The organism is Chitinibacter sp. GC72, from assembly GCF_009760905.1.
Classification (GTDB): Bacteria; Pseudomonadota; Gammaproteobacteria; order Burkholderiales; family Chitinibacteraceae; genus Chitinibacter.
This window is the reverse complement of sequence record NZ_VIRW01000007.1, coordinates 89,364-109,999: the sequence shown is the minus strand read 5'-3', so window position 1 is coordinate 109,999 and position 20,636 is coordinate 89,364. Positions and strand designations below refer to the sequence as shown.

Below are 20,636 nucleotides of genomic sequence, written 5' to 3'. Positions count from 1 at the left end.
CCTATGCTTATACTAAGCCCAAGCAAGGTGATAAGCCTGCTCAATCCAAACCCAAGGAGAAGCAAAATGACTCAAACTATGAAACGTGCTCAACAAGGTTTTACCCTGATCGAGTTGATGATCGTTGTAGCGATCATCGGTATTTTGGCTGCGATTGCGATTCCAACATACACCGATTACACCAAGAAAGCGAAAACTACGACTGCTTTGGGTAGCTTGGCAGGTCAAAAGTTGAAAGTGGGTGAAAAATATTCAGTAGATGGCGTTCTGGCTTGTACAGACTCGAATGGTGCAGCAATCCCAAATTGTACTAGTACTGGTATTCTTTCATTCACTTATGATGGCGCTACTGTAACCTTGACGCCAACAGCCCCTACTGTAGTGGGTGATAATATCACTTGGAATTGCGCTCCATCTGGTACAGCTGTTGCAATCAAGGGTTGTGGTGCGTAATTAATAGTGATATGTTGATATTCGTATGATGTAACCAAAAAAGCCCGCGAAAGCGGGTTTTTTTATTGGGCATAATCATTTTTATAATTTCAAGTGATGGTATATTTTTATGAGTGTCCTAACAATAGATGTCGTGCAGAAAATTTATAAATACTATGCACCATTTTATTATTTTATTTTTGGTTTTTCATTAGAGCACGGTCGCAAAGTATTGGGGGCCACATTATCACAGCAAAGATTTAATAATATTCTAGAGATTGGTGTTGGTACAGGTATGTTACTTCGGCATTACCCTTTTGAATGTCAAGTTGTAGGCGTTGATATTTGTGAACCAATTTTAGCTCTAGCGCAGAAAGAAGCAAATAAAATAGCGCATCCTTCTATATCATTGATGATGATGGATGCAGAAAATATGCATTTTCCGGATGAAAGTTTTGATTGCGTGGTGCTCCCCTATGTCTTGTCTGTAACCCCCGACCCTGAGGCCCTGATTGCTGAAGCCCGTAGGGTTTGTAAGAATGGTGGGCATATTTTTATTCTTAATCATTTTAGTGGAGGGGCTTTTTTATATAGAGCTTTTGAGTGTATTTTGGCTAAATTTCCATCATTGATTGGTTTTCGTTCTGATTTTTGTTTTAAAAAATATGTATTGGATCAGCCTTGGGAAATTCTTGATGTTTGTGCCGTCAATTTTGGCGGGCTGTCAAAGTTTGTAACAGTGCGGAATGTTAAATGATTAGAAATGCTACTTGTTTTCTGTATGAGCTATTCTTGTGGATTTTTTTTCCTTTTCTATTTTGTCTATATTATGTACTAGGGCATGATAAACCATGGTTGGCACTTGTTGAACATATCTACTTTGTTATTGTTGTTTTTTCTTTTTTTCAGGTTCTGAAAATAATATTGCTGAGAGTTTTAGGCTCGTCTGCTTGGATTAAAGTTCTTAACTCGATGTTGCAAGGAACATTTTTATTTTTGCTGCTGCTTTATTGGCTTGCAGTCGTTGCTTTGTTGAATATATGGGGTAGAGTAATTACAGAGGAAATTATTGTTAGCTATTCTGGGCAGCTTGCATATTTTGTAGAGATTTTTGGTTATTCTTTATATGAGGTTGCCGGGTTGTTCTTTCTTGTTTATGGTTGTTTTTTGATTTTTTTCTTTTATGTCGGCCAAGTGCGTACTTGGGAGCCGGCATGGTTTTTCCTGAAGATACGATTCTTCGGTTTTTTTATTTTTGTGGTAATGATGTTTTTTGGTAAGCTGATTTTTGATTGTTTTTATTTTGCATCTGATAACCTTGAGCCAATTTCAACTACATTATATTCAGGTAAAAAAAACCATCTCCTCACAAAATTTGATCAAGGCTTGATTGTTCCCGATTCAGTTAATCGCGAGGAGTTGCTGGCTTCTGAACACTATCTTCCAGGAGTAAATAAGAAAAATAAAAATATTATTATTATTGTTGTGGATGCATTGCGATTTGATCATATGAGTGTATACGGCTACGCACGCAAAACTACACCTTATTTGGACTCACTTGCTGATTTGGGCATTTTGTCTATTGCCAGTAATGTAAGGGCTTCCTGTGGTGAATCGGTGTGCGGGCTTTCTAGTATGGCTGGCAGTCGATATAGTCATCAGATGCCAAACTCTCCTTTTTCCTTATCTAAAGTTATGCTGAGGAATGGTTATGATGTTCGTATGATACTGAGTGATAATCACTTAAATACTTACAGTACATCTGATTTATATGGCGCAGTGACTCAGTACTACGATGGTGGGATGGCTGCCGCTTATATGTCTGATGATGGGCATGTCCTTAATGCTCTGCAAGGCGTTAAGTCTTGGAGTGGGCGGCCGACTATGATGCAATTTCATTTAATGTCAGCCCATCAATTAGGTAAAAAATATCCTGAATTTAAAAAGTACATTCCAGCAAAAGGGCATGCAGGAAAGATGAAAGGTGATCCTACAATCGAGAATACTAATTCATATGATAATGGTGTTTTGCAGGCTGATGATTTTATAAGAAAAATATTGTCGATGCTGGCTGAGAAAAATTATTTAAATGATGCGCTTGTAGTTATTACAGCAGATCATGGAGATAGTTTGGGTGAGCATGGTTTGTTTAATCATACTAATAGTGTCAGAGAGCAATTGTTGCATATTCCATTGCTGATGCTGAACTATCAGGAAGGCAAAGCGTCACCTGGTGTTCGTATTGATTCATTTATATCGCAAATAGATATTGCCCCATCAATTTTATTTGAACTTGGAATTGAAAGGCCTTCGGTTTGGGAGGGGAACCCATTTCAAATTTACAAGAAGAAAGATTTTACATATTTCCAAATGGTTCCCAGTATTGGTCTCTATGATCACCGAAACGATCAATTTCTTTGGAAGTATTGGATCGATAATAGCAATAATATAGAGTATGTTTTTGACTTGATTTCGGATCCTGCCGAGAATAATAATAAGATTCAAAGTGTTGATAGAGTGCTTCTTAGTCAGTGGAGGGAAAAAATTAGAGCCGTAAATTATGAAAGAAAGTAAAATACCTTCTGATTAAATTCTATGGTTTTGGTCTAATTAACGTTGAGACTTGAGTTGGTGTTGCTGTTCTCTGCCTCAGTGACTTTTACAATCTGGCATGCTTCATGCTTCTATTTAAATATGAAGGAGCCATAAAGTTATTCTATGCACGGAGGGCGTGTGATGACTCAACTTAATGTAAAAGCACAAAAAGGATTTACTTTGATTGAGCTGATGATCGTGGTAGCGATCATCGGTATCTTGGCTGCAATTGCGATTCCTAGTTATACGGATTACACGAAGAAAGTAAAAAGCACCAATGCGCTAGCCAGTCTGGTGGGGCAAAAAATTAAAGTAGGTGAGAAATACTCTGTAGATGCTGTATTGGCATGCACTGATTCCAATGGCGGAGTGATTCCAGGTTGCAGTGGGGATGGCATACTTTCCTATACCTATGAGGATGCAACAGCAACACTAACCCCTGCTGCGCCTTCCATTGCAGGTGAAAATATCGTATGGACTTGTGTCATGTCTGGTGCCAATGGCGTTGCAGTCAAAGGCTGTGGTCTATAGTCGCTAATCAAAAGGCGATGGAAGTGCGACCATCCGCTGATTCCCCGACCCCCGCCACGGCAGTGTGCTGGGGTTTTCTTTTTCGTATTTGCCGTCGATTACCACATCCACATACTCAAACACGGCCAGCTTGCGTACTTCTTCGTACAAATACCCCGTCCACAGCCAGATATTCTTGTCCGGGTAGCGGGTTTTGAAGGCTTGGCAGAGTTCCAGTATTGCTTCGCGGTTGGCGGTGTGAAGTGGATCACCGCCGGATAGGCTCAGGCCATCGTGCTCTTCGCAGGCGTCGAGGAGTTCTTGCTGCACTTGTGACGTAAAAGGTAAGCCCGATTTTCTATCCCACGTCGATGGGTTGTAGCAGCCGGGGCAGGCGTGGCTGCAGCCGGTGACAAACAGCGTCACGCGGATGCCGGGGCCGTTGACCAGATCGTGGGTGTAGTAGCGGTCGTAATTCATAGTGCTGGTAGCAATGCAGGGGTATTGCTCTGTGGCTCTTGATTGGTATTGCCTTTGGAGAAATACCCATTAGTGTATTGGGCTTGGGCGTGGTGTTTTACCCGGCGCATTACTTCTTTCTGTTTGCCGGTATTGAATGGGCGGGCGTTGGGGCTGCCCAGATAGCCGCAGACGCGGCGGGTGACGGAAAGTGTCGCACTGTCGTGGTTGCCGCATTCCGGGCAGGTAAAACCATTAGCTGTGGCTAATGTTTCGCCCATAAATCCGCATTTTCCGCAGGCATCGACCGGGGTATTACTGCCAAAATACGGCACCTTGGTGATGGCGTAGTCCCAGATGCGTTCCAGTGCCCGCAGGTTGTGCTGCATATTGGGTAATTCGACGTAGGTAATATGCCCGCCGCTGGCGAGCTCGGCGTAGCCTGCTTCAAAGTCGATTTTTTCAAATGGATTGACCTTATGCGCAACGTCCAGATGGAATGAATTGGTGTAGTAGCCTTTGGCGCATAATTCGTTCACCTCCGGCAGGTGGCCAAAGCGGGCCTGATCGAGTTTGCAGAAACGATGGCACAGTGATTCGCTAGGGGTTGAGTACAGCGAATAGCCAAAGCCAGTCTCGGCTTTCCAGCGTTGGGTGACCTCGTTCATGGTGTGCACGATGCGCTGCAGAAACGCTTGCGCGGCCTGGCTATTGGCGGGGTGTTCGCTAAACATCAATATGCCCACTTCGTGCAGGCCGATGAAACCGAGCGAGATCGACGCACGGCCATCTTTGAAAATACTGATGATGTCGTCATCAGGCTGCAGGCGAATGCCGAAAGCGCCCTCGGTATATAAAATAGGCGCCACATTGGCTTTGACGCCTTTCAGGCGCTCAATCCGTACCGACAATGCACGGAAACACAGCTGTAGACGTTCGGCGAGCAATTGCTCAAAGCGCGCCAGATCGCCCCGCGCTTCAATGGCAACTCGTGGCAGGTTCAGGCTGACGACGCCCAGATTATTGCGCCCGTCGAGTTCTTCCTCGCCTTGCGCATTGCGCCACACTGGCAGAAAGCTGCGGCAGCCCATCGGCGAGACGGGAACGCTGGAGCCGGTGATCTGGCGATTGAGTCTGGCCGAAATAATATCCGGGTACATGCGCTTGGACGTGCATTCCAGTGCGAGCTGCTTGATGTCGTAATTAGGGTCGGTCGGTTTGAGGTTGATGCCCTCGTCGATAAAGAATACCAGCTTGGGGAAAACCGGCGTTGTGCCTTCTTTACCCAGCCCCTTGATCCGCACGCGCAAGATGGCTTGCTGGATAATGCGCTCGGCCCAACTGGTGCCCATACCGAATGAGAACGTCACAAATGGCTGCTGGCCGTTCGAGCTAAATAGCGTGTTGATTTCATACTCGCAGGCCTGAATGCCATCGTAGGCTTCTTTTTCGGTGCGCTCCTTGGCATAGCGCTCGGCATCGGCGATTTGATATTCGCGGGCGACGCCGAGATTTTTCTCGTAGGTTTTTAATACATACGGCGCAAGGGTTTGGTCGATATTCGGAATCGTCGTGCCGCCGTATTGATGGCTGGCGACTTGCGCGATGATTTGCGCGGTGACCGCGCACGCCACGCCGACTGATTTCGGGCTTTCTATTTTGGCGTTGCCCAAGCGGAAGCCATTTTTCAACATGCCTTGCAGATCGACCAGGCAGCAATTGGTAAACGGCAGAAAGGGCGAGTAATCCAGATCGTGAAAATGAATATCGCCGCTGTGATGCGCTTCCAGGATATCTTTGGGCAGGAAGGTGCTGGCAAATTGCTTGGAGACGATACCAGCCATTAAGTCGCGCATTACCGGAAAAACATTGGCGTCTTTATTGGCATTTTCGGTAGTGGCTTCAAGATCGGTTTTATTAACCAGACCCATCAATTTGGCGTGCAGCTCCGAACCTTGGGCGCGGATCCGGTCGCGATCCGAGCGGTACTGTATATATATACGTGCCACTTCCGGGTATTGCGCCATCAGCGCGTCTTCGACCAATTGCTGAATGGTGGGAATATCCAGCTGCGGCGGCGTTTTGCTAAATAGATCGGCCTCGGTCAGCTTGCGGCATTCATCTTCGACGTAGGCGGTGATCTCGGCGGCCAGCAGCTCGGGCTCCGGATAGCGGGCGGCAGTGGCGGCGCGGCGGCACGCTTCAAAGATTTTTGCGCCGTCGTAAGCGGCTTTGGCACCGTCGCGTTTGATGACTTTCAGCATAAGCTTGGCTGTTCCTGTATCAGATTGTGCCCGGTATCGAGCTGCTGCCAGCGATGCCCAAGGCCAATACGCACCTGTCGCGCCAAGGCGGCGCGAAAAAGCGGGCGAGCTCGTGTGCTCGCCCCAAGTGGCTCATTTCAGCGGTATCAGACCTGAACCGGATCAGTGCTGCCATTGCGGTGTGCGCGCTGTGAGCTGGCGCTGCGGCGCAGGGCGGCATTGATCGGCGGTCTTTACGCGTAAACACAATATATGGTGTTTTTATGGCTTGATGTTCGCTAGATGTGCTGTTTTTGACCCGAATCAAATTCTGACGGCCAGCTCTTGAAGCTGACATCCACCAGTGGGGAGTGGGGCAGGAAAGTGCTTGATAGACAAGTAACTAGAAGAGGGTATTGCCCTGTAGGTATTGATAGGTTTGCGCTACAGGGCAATACAGTGTGGTGTATATTGGGTGATCGTTGTCTGCGCCGCGTTACAGCATATAGCGGGCCAGGTCTTCGTTGCTCGCCAGATTGCCAAGCTTTTGCTGCACAAAGCTCGCATCCACATTCACTGTGCCGCGTTTGGCATCAAAAGACACGTCTTCCAGCAGGCGCTCCATAATGGTGTACAGACGGCGCGCGCCGATGTTTTCGGTGCTTTCATTCACCGACCACGCCATTTGTGCCATTTCCTTGATCCCATCGTCGGTAAAACTCACCTCGATCTCCTCGGTGGCCAGCAGCGCCTGATATTGCTTGGCCAGGCAAGCGTCGGTGCCGGTGAGGATGGTGGCGAAATCGTCAACGGTCAGCGAGTTGAGCTCAACGCGGATCGGAAAACGGCCTTGCAGCTCGGGAATCAGATCGGATGGTTTGGCCAGGTGGAAAGCGCCGCTGGCGATAAACAGAATATGGTCTGTTTTCACCATGCCGTACTTGGTGGTGACCGTGGTGCCTTCCACCAGTGGCAGCAAATCGCGCTGCACGCCTTGGCGCGAGACTTCGCCGCCGCTGCCTTCTGATCGCGTTGTCACCTTATCGATCTCGTCGATAAACACAATGCCATTTTGCTCAACCGCTTTCAGTGCTTCGGCCTTGGCATCGTCTTCATTGACGAGTTTGGCGGCCTCTTCCTCGATCAGATGTTTAAGCGCATCGGTCACTTTCATTTTCTGTGTTTTGGTTTTGCCACCCATCGCGCCTTTGAACATTTGCTGGATCTGGCTGGAAAAATCTTCCATTCCCGGCGGGCTGAATACTTCCATGGTCGGTACGGCGGCGGCGACTTCGATGTCGATTTCCTTATCGTCAAATTTGCCCTCGCGCAGCATTTTGCGGAATTTCTGCCGCGTTTCCGCCATCGGATCTTCACCATTGACGCTACCGTAGTTATTGTTGGTCGACGGCGGTGGCAGCAGGACATCCAGAATGCGATTCTCGGCGGCGTCTTCAGCGCGGACGCGATTACGGCCAATGGCCACATCACGCACCTGCTTGATCGCAATTTCCATCAGATCGCGGATGATGCTGTCCACGTCTTTGCCCACATAGCCGACCTCGGTGAATTTGGTCGCTTCCACCTTGATGAAAGGCGCATCAGCCAGCTTGGCCAGTCGGCGGGCGATTTCGGTTTTGCCCACGCCAGTCGGGCCGATCATCAGGATGTTTTTCGGCGTGATTTCATGGCGCAGCGGCTCGGCCACCTGCTGGCGGCGCCAGCGGTTGCGCAGCGCAATTGCTACGGCTTTTTTAGCGGCAGCCTGGCCGACAATGTGCTTGTCGAGTTCGTGAACGATTTCCTGCGGCGTCATCTGCGTCATATTGGCGATCCTTTAATACGAATATGCAAGAGATCGGGGCAGGCGTACCACTTTTAAAGATGCGCCAGGCGACATTTCCCGCGCGGTGTTGTGTGGATGATTGTCTATAGTGGAAAAACCCTAACGAATCGAGCCGAGTGTTGAAAGCTGATCCACTCTTTGCATCCCGCCCCTCGCGCATCCTGCTGGCCCTGATTTTCGGTCTGCTGCTGGCGACTGATATTTATTGCCTGCAAGTGGGTTTCTATTCTATCGGTCTATGGGGTATTGCCGTACTGGTATTGATTCAGCTATTGTTGATGGCAATACCTATGCTGTTTGTGTATTCGCTGATTCAGCAGCATCTGCGTGAAGCTTTACATGTTTTGCCCACTCTAGGGCAGCTCAATGATCAGCAACTAGCGGGGTTAAGCGGATTTTTTGCGCCCTTATTGCGTGCGCTGCAGCCTATTTTGAGCGAGCAAAATCGCGCCATTATCGAGCTTAATAACAAGAATGAATTATTTGCCGATGCGCTCGATGAGATTAATGAAATGGGTTTGCAGCTGCGCCGCTCCGAGCGGCGCTGGTCTATGGCGCTCGATGCCACAGGCGACGGCATCTGGGAGTGGGATGTGGGCAAAGACAGCTGGTATTTCTCGCCACGCTGGAAAAGCATGCTGGGATACGCCGAGCATGAATTGCGCGATGAAGCCGCCACTTTGTATGCCCTGATTCATCCTGATGATGTAAGCGCGGTGGGGGCGCGTTTTTCTGCCTTTTTGCAAGGGCAACAATCCGCCGAGCATTGTGTACTGGAAGCGGAATTCAGAATGCAGCACAAAGCAGGCCATTGGCTCAATATCCTGTCGCGAGCGGTGGCCTACCGGGATGCCGAGGGGCAAATTCTAAATGTGGTTGGTGCGCAATCCGATGTCACTGAGCAGCGGTGCGCCACGGCCGATCTTTCTGCTGCCAAGGATGCCGCCGAGCTGGCCGTGGCGCAATTGCGCAGTGCGCAGCTGCAGATGATCGAGTCGGAAAAGCTCGCCGCTTTGGGCTCGCTCGTTGCGGGGGTGGCACACGAGGTCAATACCCCGCTAGGCATTGCGCTCACTGCCGCGTCCACTTTAAGCGAAGATACACAGGCGATCGTGGCCCAGATTCAGGACGGCCAGCTGAAAAAAACCGAGCTGCAGCACTATCTGGGGCTGGCTCAGGAGGCCAGCGCCCTGATCTTAAAACACTGTGATAACGCGGCCGCGCTGATTCGCAGCTTTAAGAATATCTCGGTCGATCAGACCTCCGATGCGCTGCGCGAATTTAATCTGGGCGCCTATCTGGACGAAATCCTGCAATCGCTCAAGCCCAGCCTCAAACAAACGCCACATCACGTCGAGCTCGCTTGTCCGCCCGAGCTGATGGTGCGTACCTACCCGGGCGCGTTTACGCAAATTCTGAATAATTTGCTCAACAACGCCATCCTGCATGCTTTTCCACCCGATCAGGTGGGGAGCATCATGATTCAGGCCGCTCCGTATGGCGACCGTTTTGTCGAGTTGCGCTTTATCGACAATGGCGTGGGCATTGCGCCAAGTGTTCGAGCAAAAGTATTTGAGCCGTTCTACACTACAAAGCGGGGACAAGGTGGCAGCGGTTTGGGAATGAGTATTGTCCATAACTTGGTCGTCGCCCAATTAAAAGGCACTATTAGCATTGAAGAAACGCCGGGCGGTGGCGCAAGTTTTGTGATTCTTTTTCCCCGAGTCTTATAAGGGAGACGTTTGGAATGAATATGCTTGACGATGATAACTGGCTGGAAGACGACACGCAGGATGATCATGCCGTCAAAGTAGCACCCTGGAATGTACTGGTGGTGGATGATGAACCCGATATCCATCATGTCACCAAACTGGCTTTGTCCAATATCGATTTTCTCAAGCGTCCACTCAATATCCTGTCCTGTTATTCAGGCAAGGAAGCATTGGCCTTGCTCGCGTCACGCGATGATATTGCGCTGGTTTTGCTCGATGTGGTGATGGAAACCGAAGATGCGGGCCTGGTGGTGGCGCGCGAAATCCGCGAAACGTTGGACAATCATCATATCCGCATTATTTTGCGTACCGGACAGCCGGGCGTGGCGCCCGAGCGCCATGTGATTGAAAACTACGACATCAATGATTACAAAGCCAAAACCGAGCTGACCCGCGACAAGCTGTATACCTCGGTGCTGGGGACGCTGCGCTCGTATAACGACATCATGCTGATCGAGCATCAGCGCCGCCAGCTCGATGCCAACCGCCGTGGCCTGATCAAGGTAGTTGATGCGTCGACTAGTATTTTCCGTTTGCAATCCATCCAGCAATTTGCCCAGGGCGTGCTTGAGCAGTTGCAATCATTGTTGTTCTTCGAACAGGATGCTTTGTATCTGGTGGTTAATGGGGGTATGGCTGCGCTAACCCATGATAATCAAGTGATGGTGATGTATGCTACCGGGGGGTATCAACAATATTGTGGCCGCCCGCTTGGGCAGACCGAGTTAAGCCGCCTGCAGCCTTCGATTGACGAGGCCATCGCCAAGCAGCAAAGCGTTTTTGCCAGCGATCATTTTGTCGGCTTTTTCCTCTCGCCACACGGCCCGATTAATCTGCTGATTATTGATGGGCCGGTTGAGCTATCGCATCCGGATGCCAATCTGGTCGATCTGTTTTGCAAAAATGTCTCGATTGCCTATGAAAACCTGATGTTGAATAAGGAAATCGAAGACACCCAGCGTAGCATTATTTACCAGCTCTCCGAGGTCATCGAGAACCGCTCCAAAGACACCGGCAAGCATATCCACCGCATGGCCGAGTTTTCCTATGTGCTGGCGCTGGAATTGGGGCTGGACGAAGAAGACGCGCAAATCATCCGCGCCGCCAGCCCTTTGCACGATATCGGCAAAGTGGGTATTCCCGATATGGTTTTGAACAAGCCCGGCCCACTCGATACCGCCGAGCGCGCCATTATGGATACGCATGCCCAGTTAGGCTATGACATGCTGCGCGAATCCAAACCCCGGATTTTGAAAATGGCCGCCATTATTGCGCATGAACATCATGAAAAATGGGATGGTTCGGGCTATCCGCGCAAACTCAAAGGAGAAGAAATTCATATTGCCGGGCGGATTATTGCGCTCGCTGATGTGTACGACGCGTTGACGCATGCGCGCTGCTACAAAGATCCATGGCCGCGTGCCAAGGTGCTGGAGACCATACGCGAGGGCTCGGGGCAGCATTTTGATCCGCGCGTTGTGGAGGCTTTTTTCAATTGTCTGCCCAAAATCGAAGAAATCAGGCAAGGTTTAACCGATCATTGAAATCGTTAGGTCTCTTTTAAGGTTAAAATGGGTGAATTGCGACGACATTTCGCCCATTTTGGCCAGACCGATATGACAAAAGACTATCTTGAACGCACGCTTTCCGCCCGGGTTTACGACGTAGCGGTTGAATCTCCACTGGATTTTGCGCCGAATTTGTCGCGCCGTATTGGTAATACGGTGTATTTCAAACGCGAAGACATGCAGCCGGTTTTTTCGTTCAAGATTCGCGGTGCCTATAACAAAATGGCGCAATTGAGCCGTGCCGACCTTGAGCGCGGTGTGGTTGCCGCATCAGCGGGGAATCACGCGCAAGGCGTTGCCATGGCGGCGCAACATCTGCAATGTCGTGCCACCATCGTCATGCCGGCAACCGCGCCACGCATTAAAGTCGAGGCGGTATCCCGCCGTGGCGCAGAGGTGGTGCTGGTTGGCGAGTCATACTCCGATTGTTACGAGCATGCCGTCAAGCTGGCGGCCGAAACCGGTGCCACGTTTGTTCATCCCTATGATGACCCCGATGTGATCGCCGGGCAGGGTACGGTCGCGATGGAAATTTTGCGCCAGCATCCCGATCCGATTTATGCCGTGTTTATTCCGGTGGGCGGTGGCGGCTTGCTGGCAGGGATGGCCGCGTATATCAAACGCTTGCGCCCCGATGTGAAAGTCATTGGTGTTGAGCCAACCGACGCCAATGCGATGTATTTGTCGCTCAAGCTTGGTGAGCGCATTACCTTGCCGCAAGTTGGCATTTTTGCCGACGGTGTTGCGGTCAAGCAGGTGGGGGAAGAGACTTTCCGCCTGTCGCGTCAGTTTGTTGACGATGTGATTCTGGTCGATACCGACGCGATGTGCGCGGCGATCAAGGACGTATTTGAAGACAACCGCTCGATTCTGGAGCCTGCAGGCGCGCTGGCGATTGCGGGCATGAAAGCTTGGGCGGCACGTGAAGGCGTGCAGGGGCAGACTCTAGTGGCGATTGCTTCAGGCGCAAACATGAATTTTGACCGCCTGCGCTATGTCGCCGAACAGGCCGAAATGGGCGAGCAGCGCGAAGCGATTATGGCCGTGACCGTGCCCGAGCAGCCGGGTAGTTTCCGCAAGTTCTGCAGCCTGATCGGCGCACGGGCGGTAACCGAATTTAACTACCGCTATGGTTCGGACAGCCAAGCGCATGTCTTTGTCGGCTTATCGATCCAGCAACGCAGCGAAGTAGTCGAATTAATCGAAAAACTGGCTGCCGAGGGCCTTCCTGCACTCGATTTGACCGACAATGAAATGGCCAAGCTGCATATTCGCCATCTGGTCGGCGGACAAGCGCCACAAGCCTTGCATGAGCGCGTGATCCGTTTCGAGTTCCCTGAGCGCCCGGGTGCATTGCTCAATTTCCTCAATGGCATGAGCGATAACTGGAATATTTCCTTGTTCCACTATCGCAATCACGGCGCAGACTATGGCCGCGTGTTGGTTGGCATTCAGGTGCCACCCGAAGACGACGCGCATTTTCAGGAATTCCTGTCCCGTTTGGGTTATCCGTACTGGGTGGAAACCCAAAATCAGGCTTACCAGCTTTTCTTGGGTTCGAATTAAGTTGTAATTAACCCCGTAGAAAGAGATCATGCTTGGAGGCAGGGAGATATACTGTAAGAATAAAAGGGGCTTTATGCCCCTTTTTTGATCGACCAAGGAGTTGGCTTTGCACTTGATCTGGGCATTCTCCCGACGCTACTTTGTCTTTTTCTCGGTATTGCTGGCCGGATTGCTGGTGATTGCCGGCACGCTGCTACTGATTCAGAAGCAGATTCAAGCCGCGGCACAGAACAGGCTGGAAATGATCGGTGCCGTGCAGGCCGCCCAGCTCGAGGCGCGGCTGGTGCAGCAGCAGGAAGTGCTGCTCGGTTTGCAGGCCGCTTTGACGCTCAACCCCAAGCTTGATCGCCAGCAGTTCTACAATTTATTGCTGCAAAGCAATGTCATGTATCGTCACCCCAGCTTGCTGGCCGTCGCACTGGCCAGACCAGTCGCTCATAATGAGCTGCCGCAGTATCTGGCGGCGGTGCGCGCCGATAAACGGGTTGCGCCGCTACCTTACAAAAAATTCACCGCCAGGCCCGTTGTGGGCGACTCATCCTTGCTGGTGCTGGAGCATCTGTACCCGATCAATCGCTTAACCGAGCAATTTCTCGGCAACAATCTGGCCGAGTCGGAAGATTTGAAGGAGGGTGTGGGTATTGCCCGTGATACCGGGCGCATGCTGGCCAGCCCTGTTATCCGGCTGGATCAGCACGATGAGCCCATTTTTTGCCTGTTTGCACCCATCTATGTCAATTTGCCCGTCGAGCCCACCGTGGCCGAGCGGCGCACGCATCATGTGGGCACGGTACTGGTTTATGTCCGGCTTAACGAGATATTGCGCCCGATCAGCCGCGTGCTGGAGGAGCATGATTTAAGCTGGCAACTGTTTGATCAGGGCTATGCGCTGCAAACCTGGCTTAAAGCGCGCGCTGCCAGCGAAGTAATGCGCAGCGCAACGACGGAGGGTGCGGCAGCGTCGCAATCAATGACGCAATTGGTGCACTTGCCAGGGCGACAATGGCGGATAGACCTGCATTCTTCGCAACCCATCTGGAGCGAGAAAGAAAATGAATGGCTGATCATGGTGGCGGTAATTGCCACGCTAAGCCTGATTCTGGTCGCAGCGCTGATGCAGTTTTTATATCTGTCGCGGCAGTGGTCGCTGCAAATGCTGATGAAGGCGCAAGGCGACGAGCAATTGCGCCAGCAGCAAAGCCAGCTATTGATGCAGGCCGTGCAAAATAGCCGAGATGCACTGGTGTTGCGTCAGCCCGACGGCAAGATCATTTATGCCAATGAAATGGCGCAGCAGTGGTTTGCCCCTGAGCAGCATGATTTGCTCGGTAAATACGACGTATTGCTGGGGCAGTCCGAGCTGGGTGATATGACGCATTCGTCCACTTTCTCGCTGCATTATCCGCCGGGCGATCCGGAGGGCCGGCAGCTTGATGTGGCGGTACAGCCAGTGCGCAATGAAATCTTGCAGCCGGTGGCGATCGTGATGCAAGTGCGCGATGTGTCCGAATCCTATGCCCAGTATCTGGAGCTAAAAGCCTCCAACCTGCGCCTGTCCGAAATGGTCGAGCTCTCGAGCGACTGGTTTTGGGAGCAAGACACCGAGGCGCGCTTTACGCTGGTGACAGGCGGGTTTTTTAGCCGTTTTGATGTCTCGCCCAGCTTCTTTATTGGCAAGCGGCGCTGGGATCTGGGCTCCGGCGGTTTGAGCCAGGTGCAATGGGACGAGCACCGCGCCATTCTGGCCAAGCAATTGCCTTATCGTGATTTTGAATATTCATCCACGCTGGGGCGTGAAACCATTATTGTCAGCGTTTCGGGCTTCCCTTGTTTTAATGCCGAAGGCCAGTTCACGGGTTATCGTGGTATCGGGCGTGATGTTACTGCCGTGCGGATGGCACAAAAAGCATTGCTTTCCGAGCAGCAGCGCGCGCAGGCAACACTGGAGTCCATTGCTGATGGCGTAATTACCACCGATATTTATGGTCGGGTCGATTACATTAACCCGGTGGCTTCATCGCTGGTCGGTTGGGAGTTGGCGGCAGCCAAGGGCCAATTGCTGTCGGTGATTTACCAATCGGTTGATCGCCTGAGCCGCTTGCCCTTGCCTGATCTGGTGGATGAAGTTTTGCGCGAAGGCGGGCAATACCATGGCACGCGGCGCAGCGTGCTGCTCAATAAATTCGGGCTTAATTTTCAGGTGGAAGAATCCGCCGCCCGGATTCGTGACGAGCAAACCCGCACCATCGGTGCCGTGCTGGTTTTCCGCGACATCAGCAATTGGCGGGATCTGGACGACAGGGTTGAATTGATGATTAATTAGTGATGATTTTGCCTTATTGAAAAATATAATGGGTATTGCCGTGTAGCCCTTTTTTAATAAAGGCTGTATGGCAATACCCATTGGTATTGCTGCGCCGCTTTGTTTTTCGGCGTTAGTTCGTCGCTGGCTTAGTCGGCCAAACCTTCAAACAGCTTGGTCGACAAATAGCGCTCGCCAAATGACGGGATAATCACCGCAATCAGCTTGCCGGCGTTTTCCGGCCGGCGTGCAACCTGAATCGCTGCCCATGTAGCTGCGCCGGCTGAAATGCCGCACAAAATCCCTTCCTGCGTCGCCATCGCACGTGCTGTCGCGAAAGCGTCGTCGTTCGTTACGCGAATCACTTCGTCGTAAATCGCTGTATTCAACACCGCTGGCACAAATCCCGCGCCAATCCCCTGAATCGGGTGCGGGCCTTTGGCACCGCCGCTGAGTACCGGGCTGGCATCGGGCTCGATGGCAATCGCCTGGAATGATGGCTTTTTCGCTTTGATCACTTCGGCCACGCCGGTAATCGTGCCGCCGGTGCCGACGCCGGAAATCAGAATGTCGATCTGGCCATCAGTGTCTTCCCACAATTCAACGGCGGTGGTGTTGCGGTGAATTTCCGGATTGGCCGGGTTTTCAAACTGCTGTGGCATAAAGTAATTGGTGTGCTCTTCGGTCAGCGCTTTGGCTTTGCCAATCGCGCCACCCATGCCTTCTGGCCCGGGCGTCAGGATCAACTCAGCACCGTATCCGCGTAAGAGTGCGCGACGCTCTTTCGACATCGTTTCCGGCATCGTCAGCACCAGTTTGTAGCCGCGCGCCGCGCAGACCATTGCCAGACCAATGCCGGTATTGCCCGAAGTCGGCTCGACAATCACCGTGTCCGGGCCGATTTTGCCAGCGGCTTCGGCCGCGTCGATCATGCTGACCGCGATGCGGTCTTTGACCGAATGCGATGGATTCATATATTCAAGCTTGGCGACGATGGTCGCGCCGCCGTCGTTGATGCGGTTCAGGCGCACCAGCGGTGTTTTGCCAATCAGTTCGGTCACATCATTTGCGATTTTCATACGGCCATCCTTGGAGTGAAATAGGGGATAATTAGAAGATTGTAGTCTTACTTGCTGGGCCAGTTGAAGTAACTCTTCATTTTAAGGAAAGAATATGCAGGTCTATCGTGTCGGCGGCGCAGTGCGCGACCGTTTATTGGGTTTGCCCGTCAAAGATATTGATTGGGTCGTTGTCGGCGCGACACCGCAGCAGATGCTGGATTTGGGCTATCAGGCGGTGGGCAAAGATTTTCCGGTGTTTCTACATCCAGATACCCGCCAAGAGTATGCGCTTGCACGAACCGAGCGCAAAAGCGGCCATGGCTATACCGGATTTACTGTTCATGCCAGCCCGGAGGTGACGCTGGAGGAAGACTTGCTGCGCCGCGATTTGACGATCAATGCCATGGCTCAGAGCGACGATGGCCAGATTATTGATCCATTCAATGGTCAGGCCGATTTGCAGGCTAAATTGCTGCGTCATGTCTCGCCGGCGTTTTCTGAGGACCCGGTGCGCATTTTGCGCCTCGCCCGATTTGCTGCCAGATTTGGTTTTAGTACCGCACCGGAAACCATGAGGCTAATGCAGCAAATGGTCGTCGACGGTGAAGTCGATCATCTGGTGCCCGAGCGCGTCTGGCAGGAGCTGGCTAAAGGCCTGATGGAAGATAAGCCCAGCCTGATGTTTGCGGTGCTCAGAGAATCGGGCGCGCTGGCGCGCATTGCGCCGGAAATCGACGCGCTGTGGGGCGTGCCGCAGCGCGCCGACTACCACCCCGAAGTCGATACCGGGCTGCACACGATGCTGGTGCTCGACTACGCCGCAGCGCAAGGGGCGCCGCTAGTGACGCGTTTTGCCGCGCTGTGCCATGACTTGGGCAAGGCAACGACGCCGCCCGATGTTTTACCACAGCACATCATGCACGAAGCGCGCGGCGTGCCGCTAGTTGAGGCGCTGTGCCAGCGTTTGCGGGTACCCAGCGATTGTCGCGATCTGGCGGTCATGACATGTCGCGAGCACACGCTGGTGCATACCGCGCAACAATTACGCGCTGAAACGGTGCTGAAATTATTTATCCGCTGCGACGCCTTCCGCCGTCCGGAGCGTTTCGGGCAGATGCTGGATGCCTGTTTGGCCGACGCGCGCGGACGTTACCAGTTTGAAAATTGCGATTATCCGCAGCCCGACTATTTGCGCCGCTTGCTGGCGGCGGCCAATGCGGTCAACGCGGGTGAAATTGCTCAGCAATGCAGCGATAAAAAGCAGATCCCACAGGCGGTGGAGAGCGCCAGAATCGCGGCGATCAAGGCAGCAATTTTGAACTAATGCCTGAAATGATCGTTTTAAAAATTGGTTTGATACCAGTTGATCTGCTTGAAAAAGGGGCGTTGATGTACGGGTAATCCCTTACTTTTCCAGTATTTATGCGGTTTCTATGTGGTATAGCGCACAATTTTGGCGCAGCACTATTCTAATCGGCAAAGCTCTTCTGGTATTATCCTTCCCAGATTGATCTGCTGGTTGAGGTGCCCATCTTGGCGAGCAGTTGCTTGGTTTTTACGAACCATTTGATCTGTGGTTAGAGTTTCTCTAACTGATTTTTGCGCACATCGGGAGTATTTGCTCTTGATTTGAAACCGACCCTTGGGTCGGTTTTTTTTTTGCCCCTGCGCTGTATTTTTACACAGAGCAGCGCCTGCGCATGCCGCTGATCCGCTTTAGGCATGATGTGAAAGCCGCCGTGATCTACAGGTTTGTACTGATGGTTTAAGCCCTTGAATTATCAGTTCAAATTTTGGCTACTTTAACCCGGTTCGGCAGGGAAATGCCTGTTTTTACAGAAAAAATAATCGCTTGGCGTTTCGAGTGTGTCCAAACCTGGACCTGCAACTTACATCACTTGCGGGTTTCAATTACGTTAAAACGATGATAATAATGTCGGCATCATGACTTTGGCCCCCCAATGAATGTCGATTTATCAACTCAAATCCGCTTTTCAGCAGCTGCTACGGCCGCTGGTGCGTCAGCTGGCACGTCTGGGTGTCACTGCGAACGCGGTGACTATGGCCGCGCTGCTGGTTTCGGTGGCGCTGGGCATACTGCTGTGTGTGGCTACGTTATTGCACAGTGAAGCACGCTGGGTCTGGTTGTTATTACCAGTCTGGCTGTTTATCCGCATGGCCTTGAACGCGATTGACGGTATGTTGGCACGTGAGCACGGGCAGCAAAGCCATCTGGGCGCAATTCTGAACGAAGTGGGTGATGTGCTCGCCGATGCGGCGCTGCTACTGCCATTCATGATTCTGGCCTGGTATCTGGATGAGGCGCTGGCCGTGCCCCTGATTCTGGCGTCGCTGATTTTATCCATGCTGACCGAATACATCGCAGTGCTCGGCCCCATGCTGGGCGCAAGCCGCCGTTACGATGGCCCGCTGGGTAAAAGTGACCGTGCTTTTGCACTGGGCGTGCTGGGGCTGGCGCATGGGTTGGCTTGGCTGCCCAGCGGCACATCACTGCTGAGCTGGGTGTTTGCGGCGTTCACGCTGTTATTGCTGCTCACCTGCGTCAAGCGCGCCCGCGCCATGTTAAGCGAGGTAAAACATGCCTGACTTTCTGCTGCAGATGGCACCAGCGCTGCGCTGGGCACTGCTTGCCGTATTTGCGCTACTGCTTGTGGCCAGCAGCACGATAGCCCTTCTGGGCGTGCGTTATCCCGGCAAGGACTGGCGCGAGCTTAAAGCGCGGATTAACACCTGGTGGTGGATTGTGCTGGTGTTTTCGCTCACGCTGATCGGGCAATTGCACATTGCACTGGCCGTATTTGGTCTGATTAGCTTTCTGGCGTTTAAAGAATATCTAACGCTATCGAACACCCGCCAGGCCGACCATGTGGTGCTGTTCTGGGCGTATCTGGCGATTCCGCTGCAGTATTTCTGGATCGGCATTTCGTGGTACGGCATGTTTGTACTGTTTATTCCGGTGTATATGTTGTTACTGTTGCCGATGCGCATGGTGCTGATTGGCGAAACCAAGGGCTTTTTGCAATCGGCGTCTAGCTTGCATTGGGGCCTGATGATTTGCGTCTTTAGCCTCTCGCATCTGGCCGCGTTGCTCACTTTACCCGGTTCGCCTGCAGAAGGCGCGAAGTTGGTGTTCTTCTTGGTCGCGCTGACGCAAGCCAATGACGTCGCGCAGTATCTGTGGGGCAAATCCATCGGTCGACGCAAAGCCAGCCCGACGGTTAGCCCGAATAAAACCCTGGGTGGATTACTGGGCGGGATTTTCACGACGACCTTGCTGGCCTGGCTGATCGCGCCGTATCTGACACCACTTTCGCCGCTGTATGCTGCGTGTGCTGGCGTACTGATCGGCACCATGGGATTTATTGGCGATATTGTGATTTCGGCGGTGAAGCGCGATTTGGGCGTCAAGGATTCGGGAACGTTATTGCCGGGGCATGGCGGGATACTCGACAGGCTCGATTCGCTCACCTATACCGCGCCACTGTTTTACCACTTTATCCGTTACCTCTACTTCTAGAAGTGAAGGCAAAAGCATGCATGCTGCGTTGTTACGGCCTTGCCTGCATGCTTTTGGATTTCGAAATCTTTCGAAGGCCGCATTTTTCGGCAACGAGGAGGGGCATGTTTAACCTCAGAACCTTATTCGTCCTGCTGATCGCGCGCCCTGTCGTGCGGCTGTGGCTGGGGCTGACGGTGCGCAACGCCGATCGCCTGCCGCACCAAGGCCCAGCCATTGTGATCGCCAACCACAATAGCCACCTCGACATTCTCACGCTGTATTCGCTGTTTGATTTAAAAGACATCGCTAATGTCCGCCCGGCTGCGGCGGCGGATTATTTTTTGCGCAACCGTGCGCTGGCGTGGTTTGCCACGCAGGTGATCGGCATTATTCCGGTGCAGCGCGGCACCGCCAAAAAAGGTAGCGATCCGCTCGCCGGCTGCCGCGAAGTGCTGCAGCAAGGCAAGGTATTAATACTGTTTCCTGAAGGCACGCGCGGCGAGCCTGAGCAGCTCTCCGAAATTAAATCCGGCCTGTGGTATCTAGCGCAGGAGTTTCCTAATGCGCCCATTGTGCCGGTGTATATGCACGGCCTTGGCCGCGCGATGGGGCGCGGGCAATGGTTACCGATTCCATTTTTTGTCGATGTTGCCATTGGCCGGGTTTTGCCGTGGCGGCCAGAGCGACCTTTGTTTAAAGCCGAAATTACCGAGCAGTTTCAATATTTACGCAAGAAAGTTGTTCCAACACAGGAGTAAGATC

General features: G+C 51.9%; 16 protein-coding genes. 12 read left to right on the top strand and 4 right to left on the bottom strand.

What is annotated here, in order from left to right:
- Positions 1-66 precede the first annotated feature (66 nt).
- From FLS37_RS17010 to FLS37_RS17005, 4 genes are all read left to right on the top strand, one after another.
- Entirely contained in the window at positions 67-453 is a 387-nt protein-coding gene (locus FLS37_RS17010) for a prepilin-type N-terminal cleavage/methylation domain-containing protein (RefSeq protein ID WP_308418752.1), read from the top strand.
- A 109-nt stretch (positions 454-562) separates the two neighbouring features.
- Positions 563-1,189, top strand: coding sequence for a class I SAM-dependent methyltransferase (locus FLS37_RS08505; protein WP_157669461.1), 627 nt, complete (start codon positions 563-565; stop codon positions 1,187-1,189).
- Positions 1,186-3,006 carry a sulfatase-like hydrolase/transferase gene (locus tag FLS37_RS08500; protein WP_157669460.1) on the top strand — a complete coding sequence of 607 codons (1,821 nt, stop codon included), beginning with the start codon at positions 1,186-1,188 and terminating at the stop codon, positions 3,004-3,006. Before FLS37_RS08505 ends, FLS37_RS08500 begins: the two co-directional genes overlap by 4 nt.
- Positions 3,007-3,168: 162 nt before the next feature.
- The gene (locus FLS37_RS17005; protein ID WP_157669459.1) at positions 3,169-3,558 is read left to right on the top strand and encodes a prepilin-type N-terminal cleavage/methylation domain-containing protein; all 390 of its coding nucleotides are present in this window, start codon (positions 3,169-3,171) and stop codon (positions 3,556-3,558) included.
- Between the two features lie 3 nt (positions 3,559-3,561).
- Here the strand turns inward: FLS37_RS17005 and nrdG are convergent, their stop codons facing one another.
- From nrdG to hslU, 3 genes are all read right to left on the bottom strand, one after another.
- Complete coding sequence (nrdG, locus tag FLS37_RS08490) at positions 3,562-4,017, bottom strand: anaerobic ribonucleoside-triphosphate reductase activating protein (RefSeq protein ID WP_157669458.1); 456 nt, start codon at positions 4,015-4,017, stop codon at positions 3,562-3,564.
- On the bottom strand, positions 4,014-6,260 hold the full coding sequence (gene nrdD / locus FLS37_RS08485) for an anaerobic ribonucleoside-triphosphate reductase (protein ID WP_157669457.1): 2,247 nt from the start codon (positions 6,258-6,260) through the stop codon (positions 4,014-4,016). Before nrdD ends, nrdG begins: the two co-directional genes overlap by 4 nt.
- A 475-nt stretch (positions 6,261-6,735) precedes the next feature.
- The gene (hslU, locus tag FLS37_RS08480; RefSeq protein WP_157669456.1) at positions 6,736-8,064 is read right to left on the bottom strand and encodes an ATP-dependent protease ATPase subunit HslU; all 1,329 of its coding nucleotides are present in this window, start codon (positions 8,062-8,064) and stop codon (positions 6,736-6,738) included.
- A gap of 140 nt (positions 8,065-8,204) precedes the next feature.
- Between hslU and FLS37_RS08475 the strand changes: the two genes are divergently transcribed.
- The 4 genes from FLS37_RS08475 (at position 8,205) to FLS37_RS08460 (ending at position 15,314) form a co-directional block, all read left to right on the top strand.
- Complete coding sequence (locus tag FLS37_RS08475) at positions 8,205-9,818, top strand: PAS domain-containing sensor histidine kinase (protein ID WP_198314545.1); 1,614 nt, start codon at positions 8,205-8,207, stop codon at positions 9,816-9,818.
- Positions 9,819-9,832: 14 nt separating this feature from the next.
- The gene (locus FLS37_RS08470) at positions 9,833-11,401 is read left to right on the top strand and encodes a response regulator (protein ID WP_157669454.1); all 1,569 of its coding nucleotides are present in this window, start codon (positions 9,833-9,835) and stop codon (positions 11,399-11,401) included.
- A 27-nt stretch (positions 11,402-11,428) separates the two neighbouring features.
- A complete protein-coding gene (gene ilvA, locus FLS37_RS08465; protein WP_157669453.1) occupies positions 11,429-12,991 on the top strand; it encodes a threonine ammonia-lyase, biosynthetic in 1,563 nt (520 codons plus the stop codon).
- 106 nt (positions 12,992-13,097) lie between these two features.
- Positions 13,098-15,314, top strand: coding sequence for a PAS domain S-box protein (locus FLS37_RS08460; protein WP_157669452.1), 2,217 nt, complete (start codon positions 13,098-13,100; stop codon positions 15,312-15,314).
- A gap of 128 nt (positions 15,315-15,442) precedes the next feature.
- Here FLS37_RS08460 and cysK read toward each other — a convergent pair whose 3' ends face one another.
- Complete coding sequence (cysK, locus tag FLS37_RS08455; protein ID WP_157669451.1) at positions 15,443-16,372, bottom strand: cysteine synthase A; 930 nt, start codon at positions 16,370-16,372, stop codon at positions 15,443-15,445.
- A 94-nt stretch (positions 16,373-16,466) separates the two neighbouring features.
- On the opposite strand from cysK, the gene FLS37_RS08450 reads away from it, so the two are divergent.
- From FLS37_RS08450 to FLS37_RS08435, 4 genes are all read left to right on the top strand, one after another.
- Positions 16,467-17,678, top strand: coding sequence for a multifunctional CCA addition/repair protein (locus tag FLS37_RS08450; protein ID WP_157669450.1), 1,212 nt, complete (start codon positions 16,467-16,469; stop codon positions 17,676-17,678).
- A gap of 641 nt (positions 17,679-18,319) precedes the next feature.
- Complete coding sequence (locus tag FLS37_RS08445) at positions 18,320-18,961, top strand: CDP-alcohol phosphatidyltransferase family protein (protein WP_157669449.1); 642 nt, start codon at positions 18,320-18,322, stop codon at positions 18,959-18,961.
- On the top strand, positions 18,954-19,892 hold the full coding sequence (locus FLS37_RS08440; protein ID WP_232522547.1) for a phosphatidate cytidylyltransferase: 939 nt from the start codon (positions 18,954-18,956) through the stop codon (positions 19,890-19,892). Before FLS37_RS08445 ends, FLS37_RS08440 begins: the two co-directional genes overlap by 8 nt.
- A gap of 104 nt (positions 19,893-19,996) precedes the next feature.
- The gene (locus FLS37_RS08435) at positions 19,997-20,632 is read left to right on the top strand and encodes a lysophospholipid acyltransferase family protein (protein WP_157669448.1); all 636 of its coding nucleotides are present in this window, start codon (positions 19,997-19,999) and stop codon (positions 20,630-20,632) included.
- Positions 20,633-20,636: the final 4 nt, after the last annotated feature.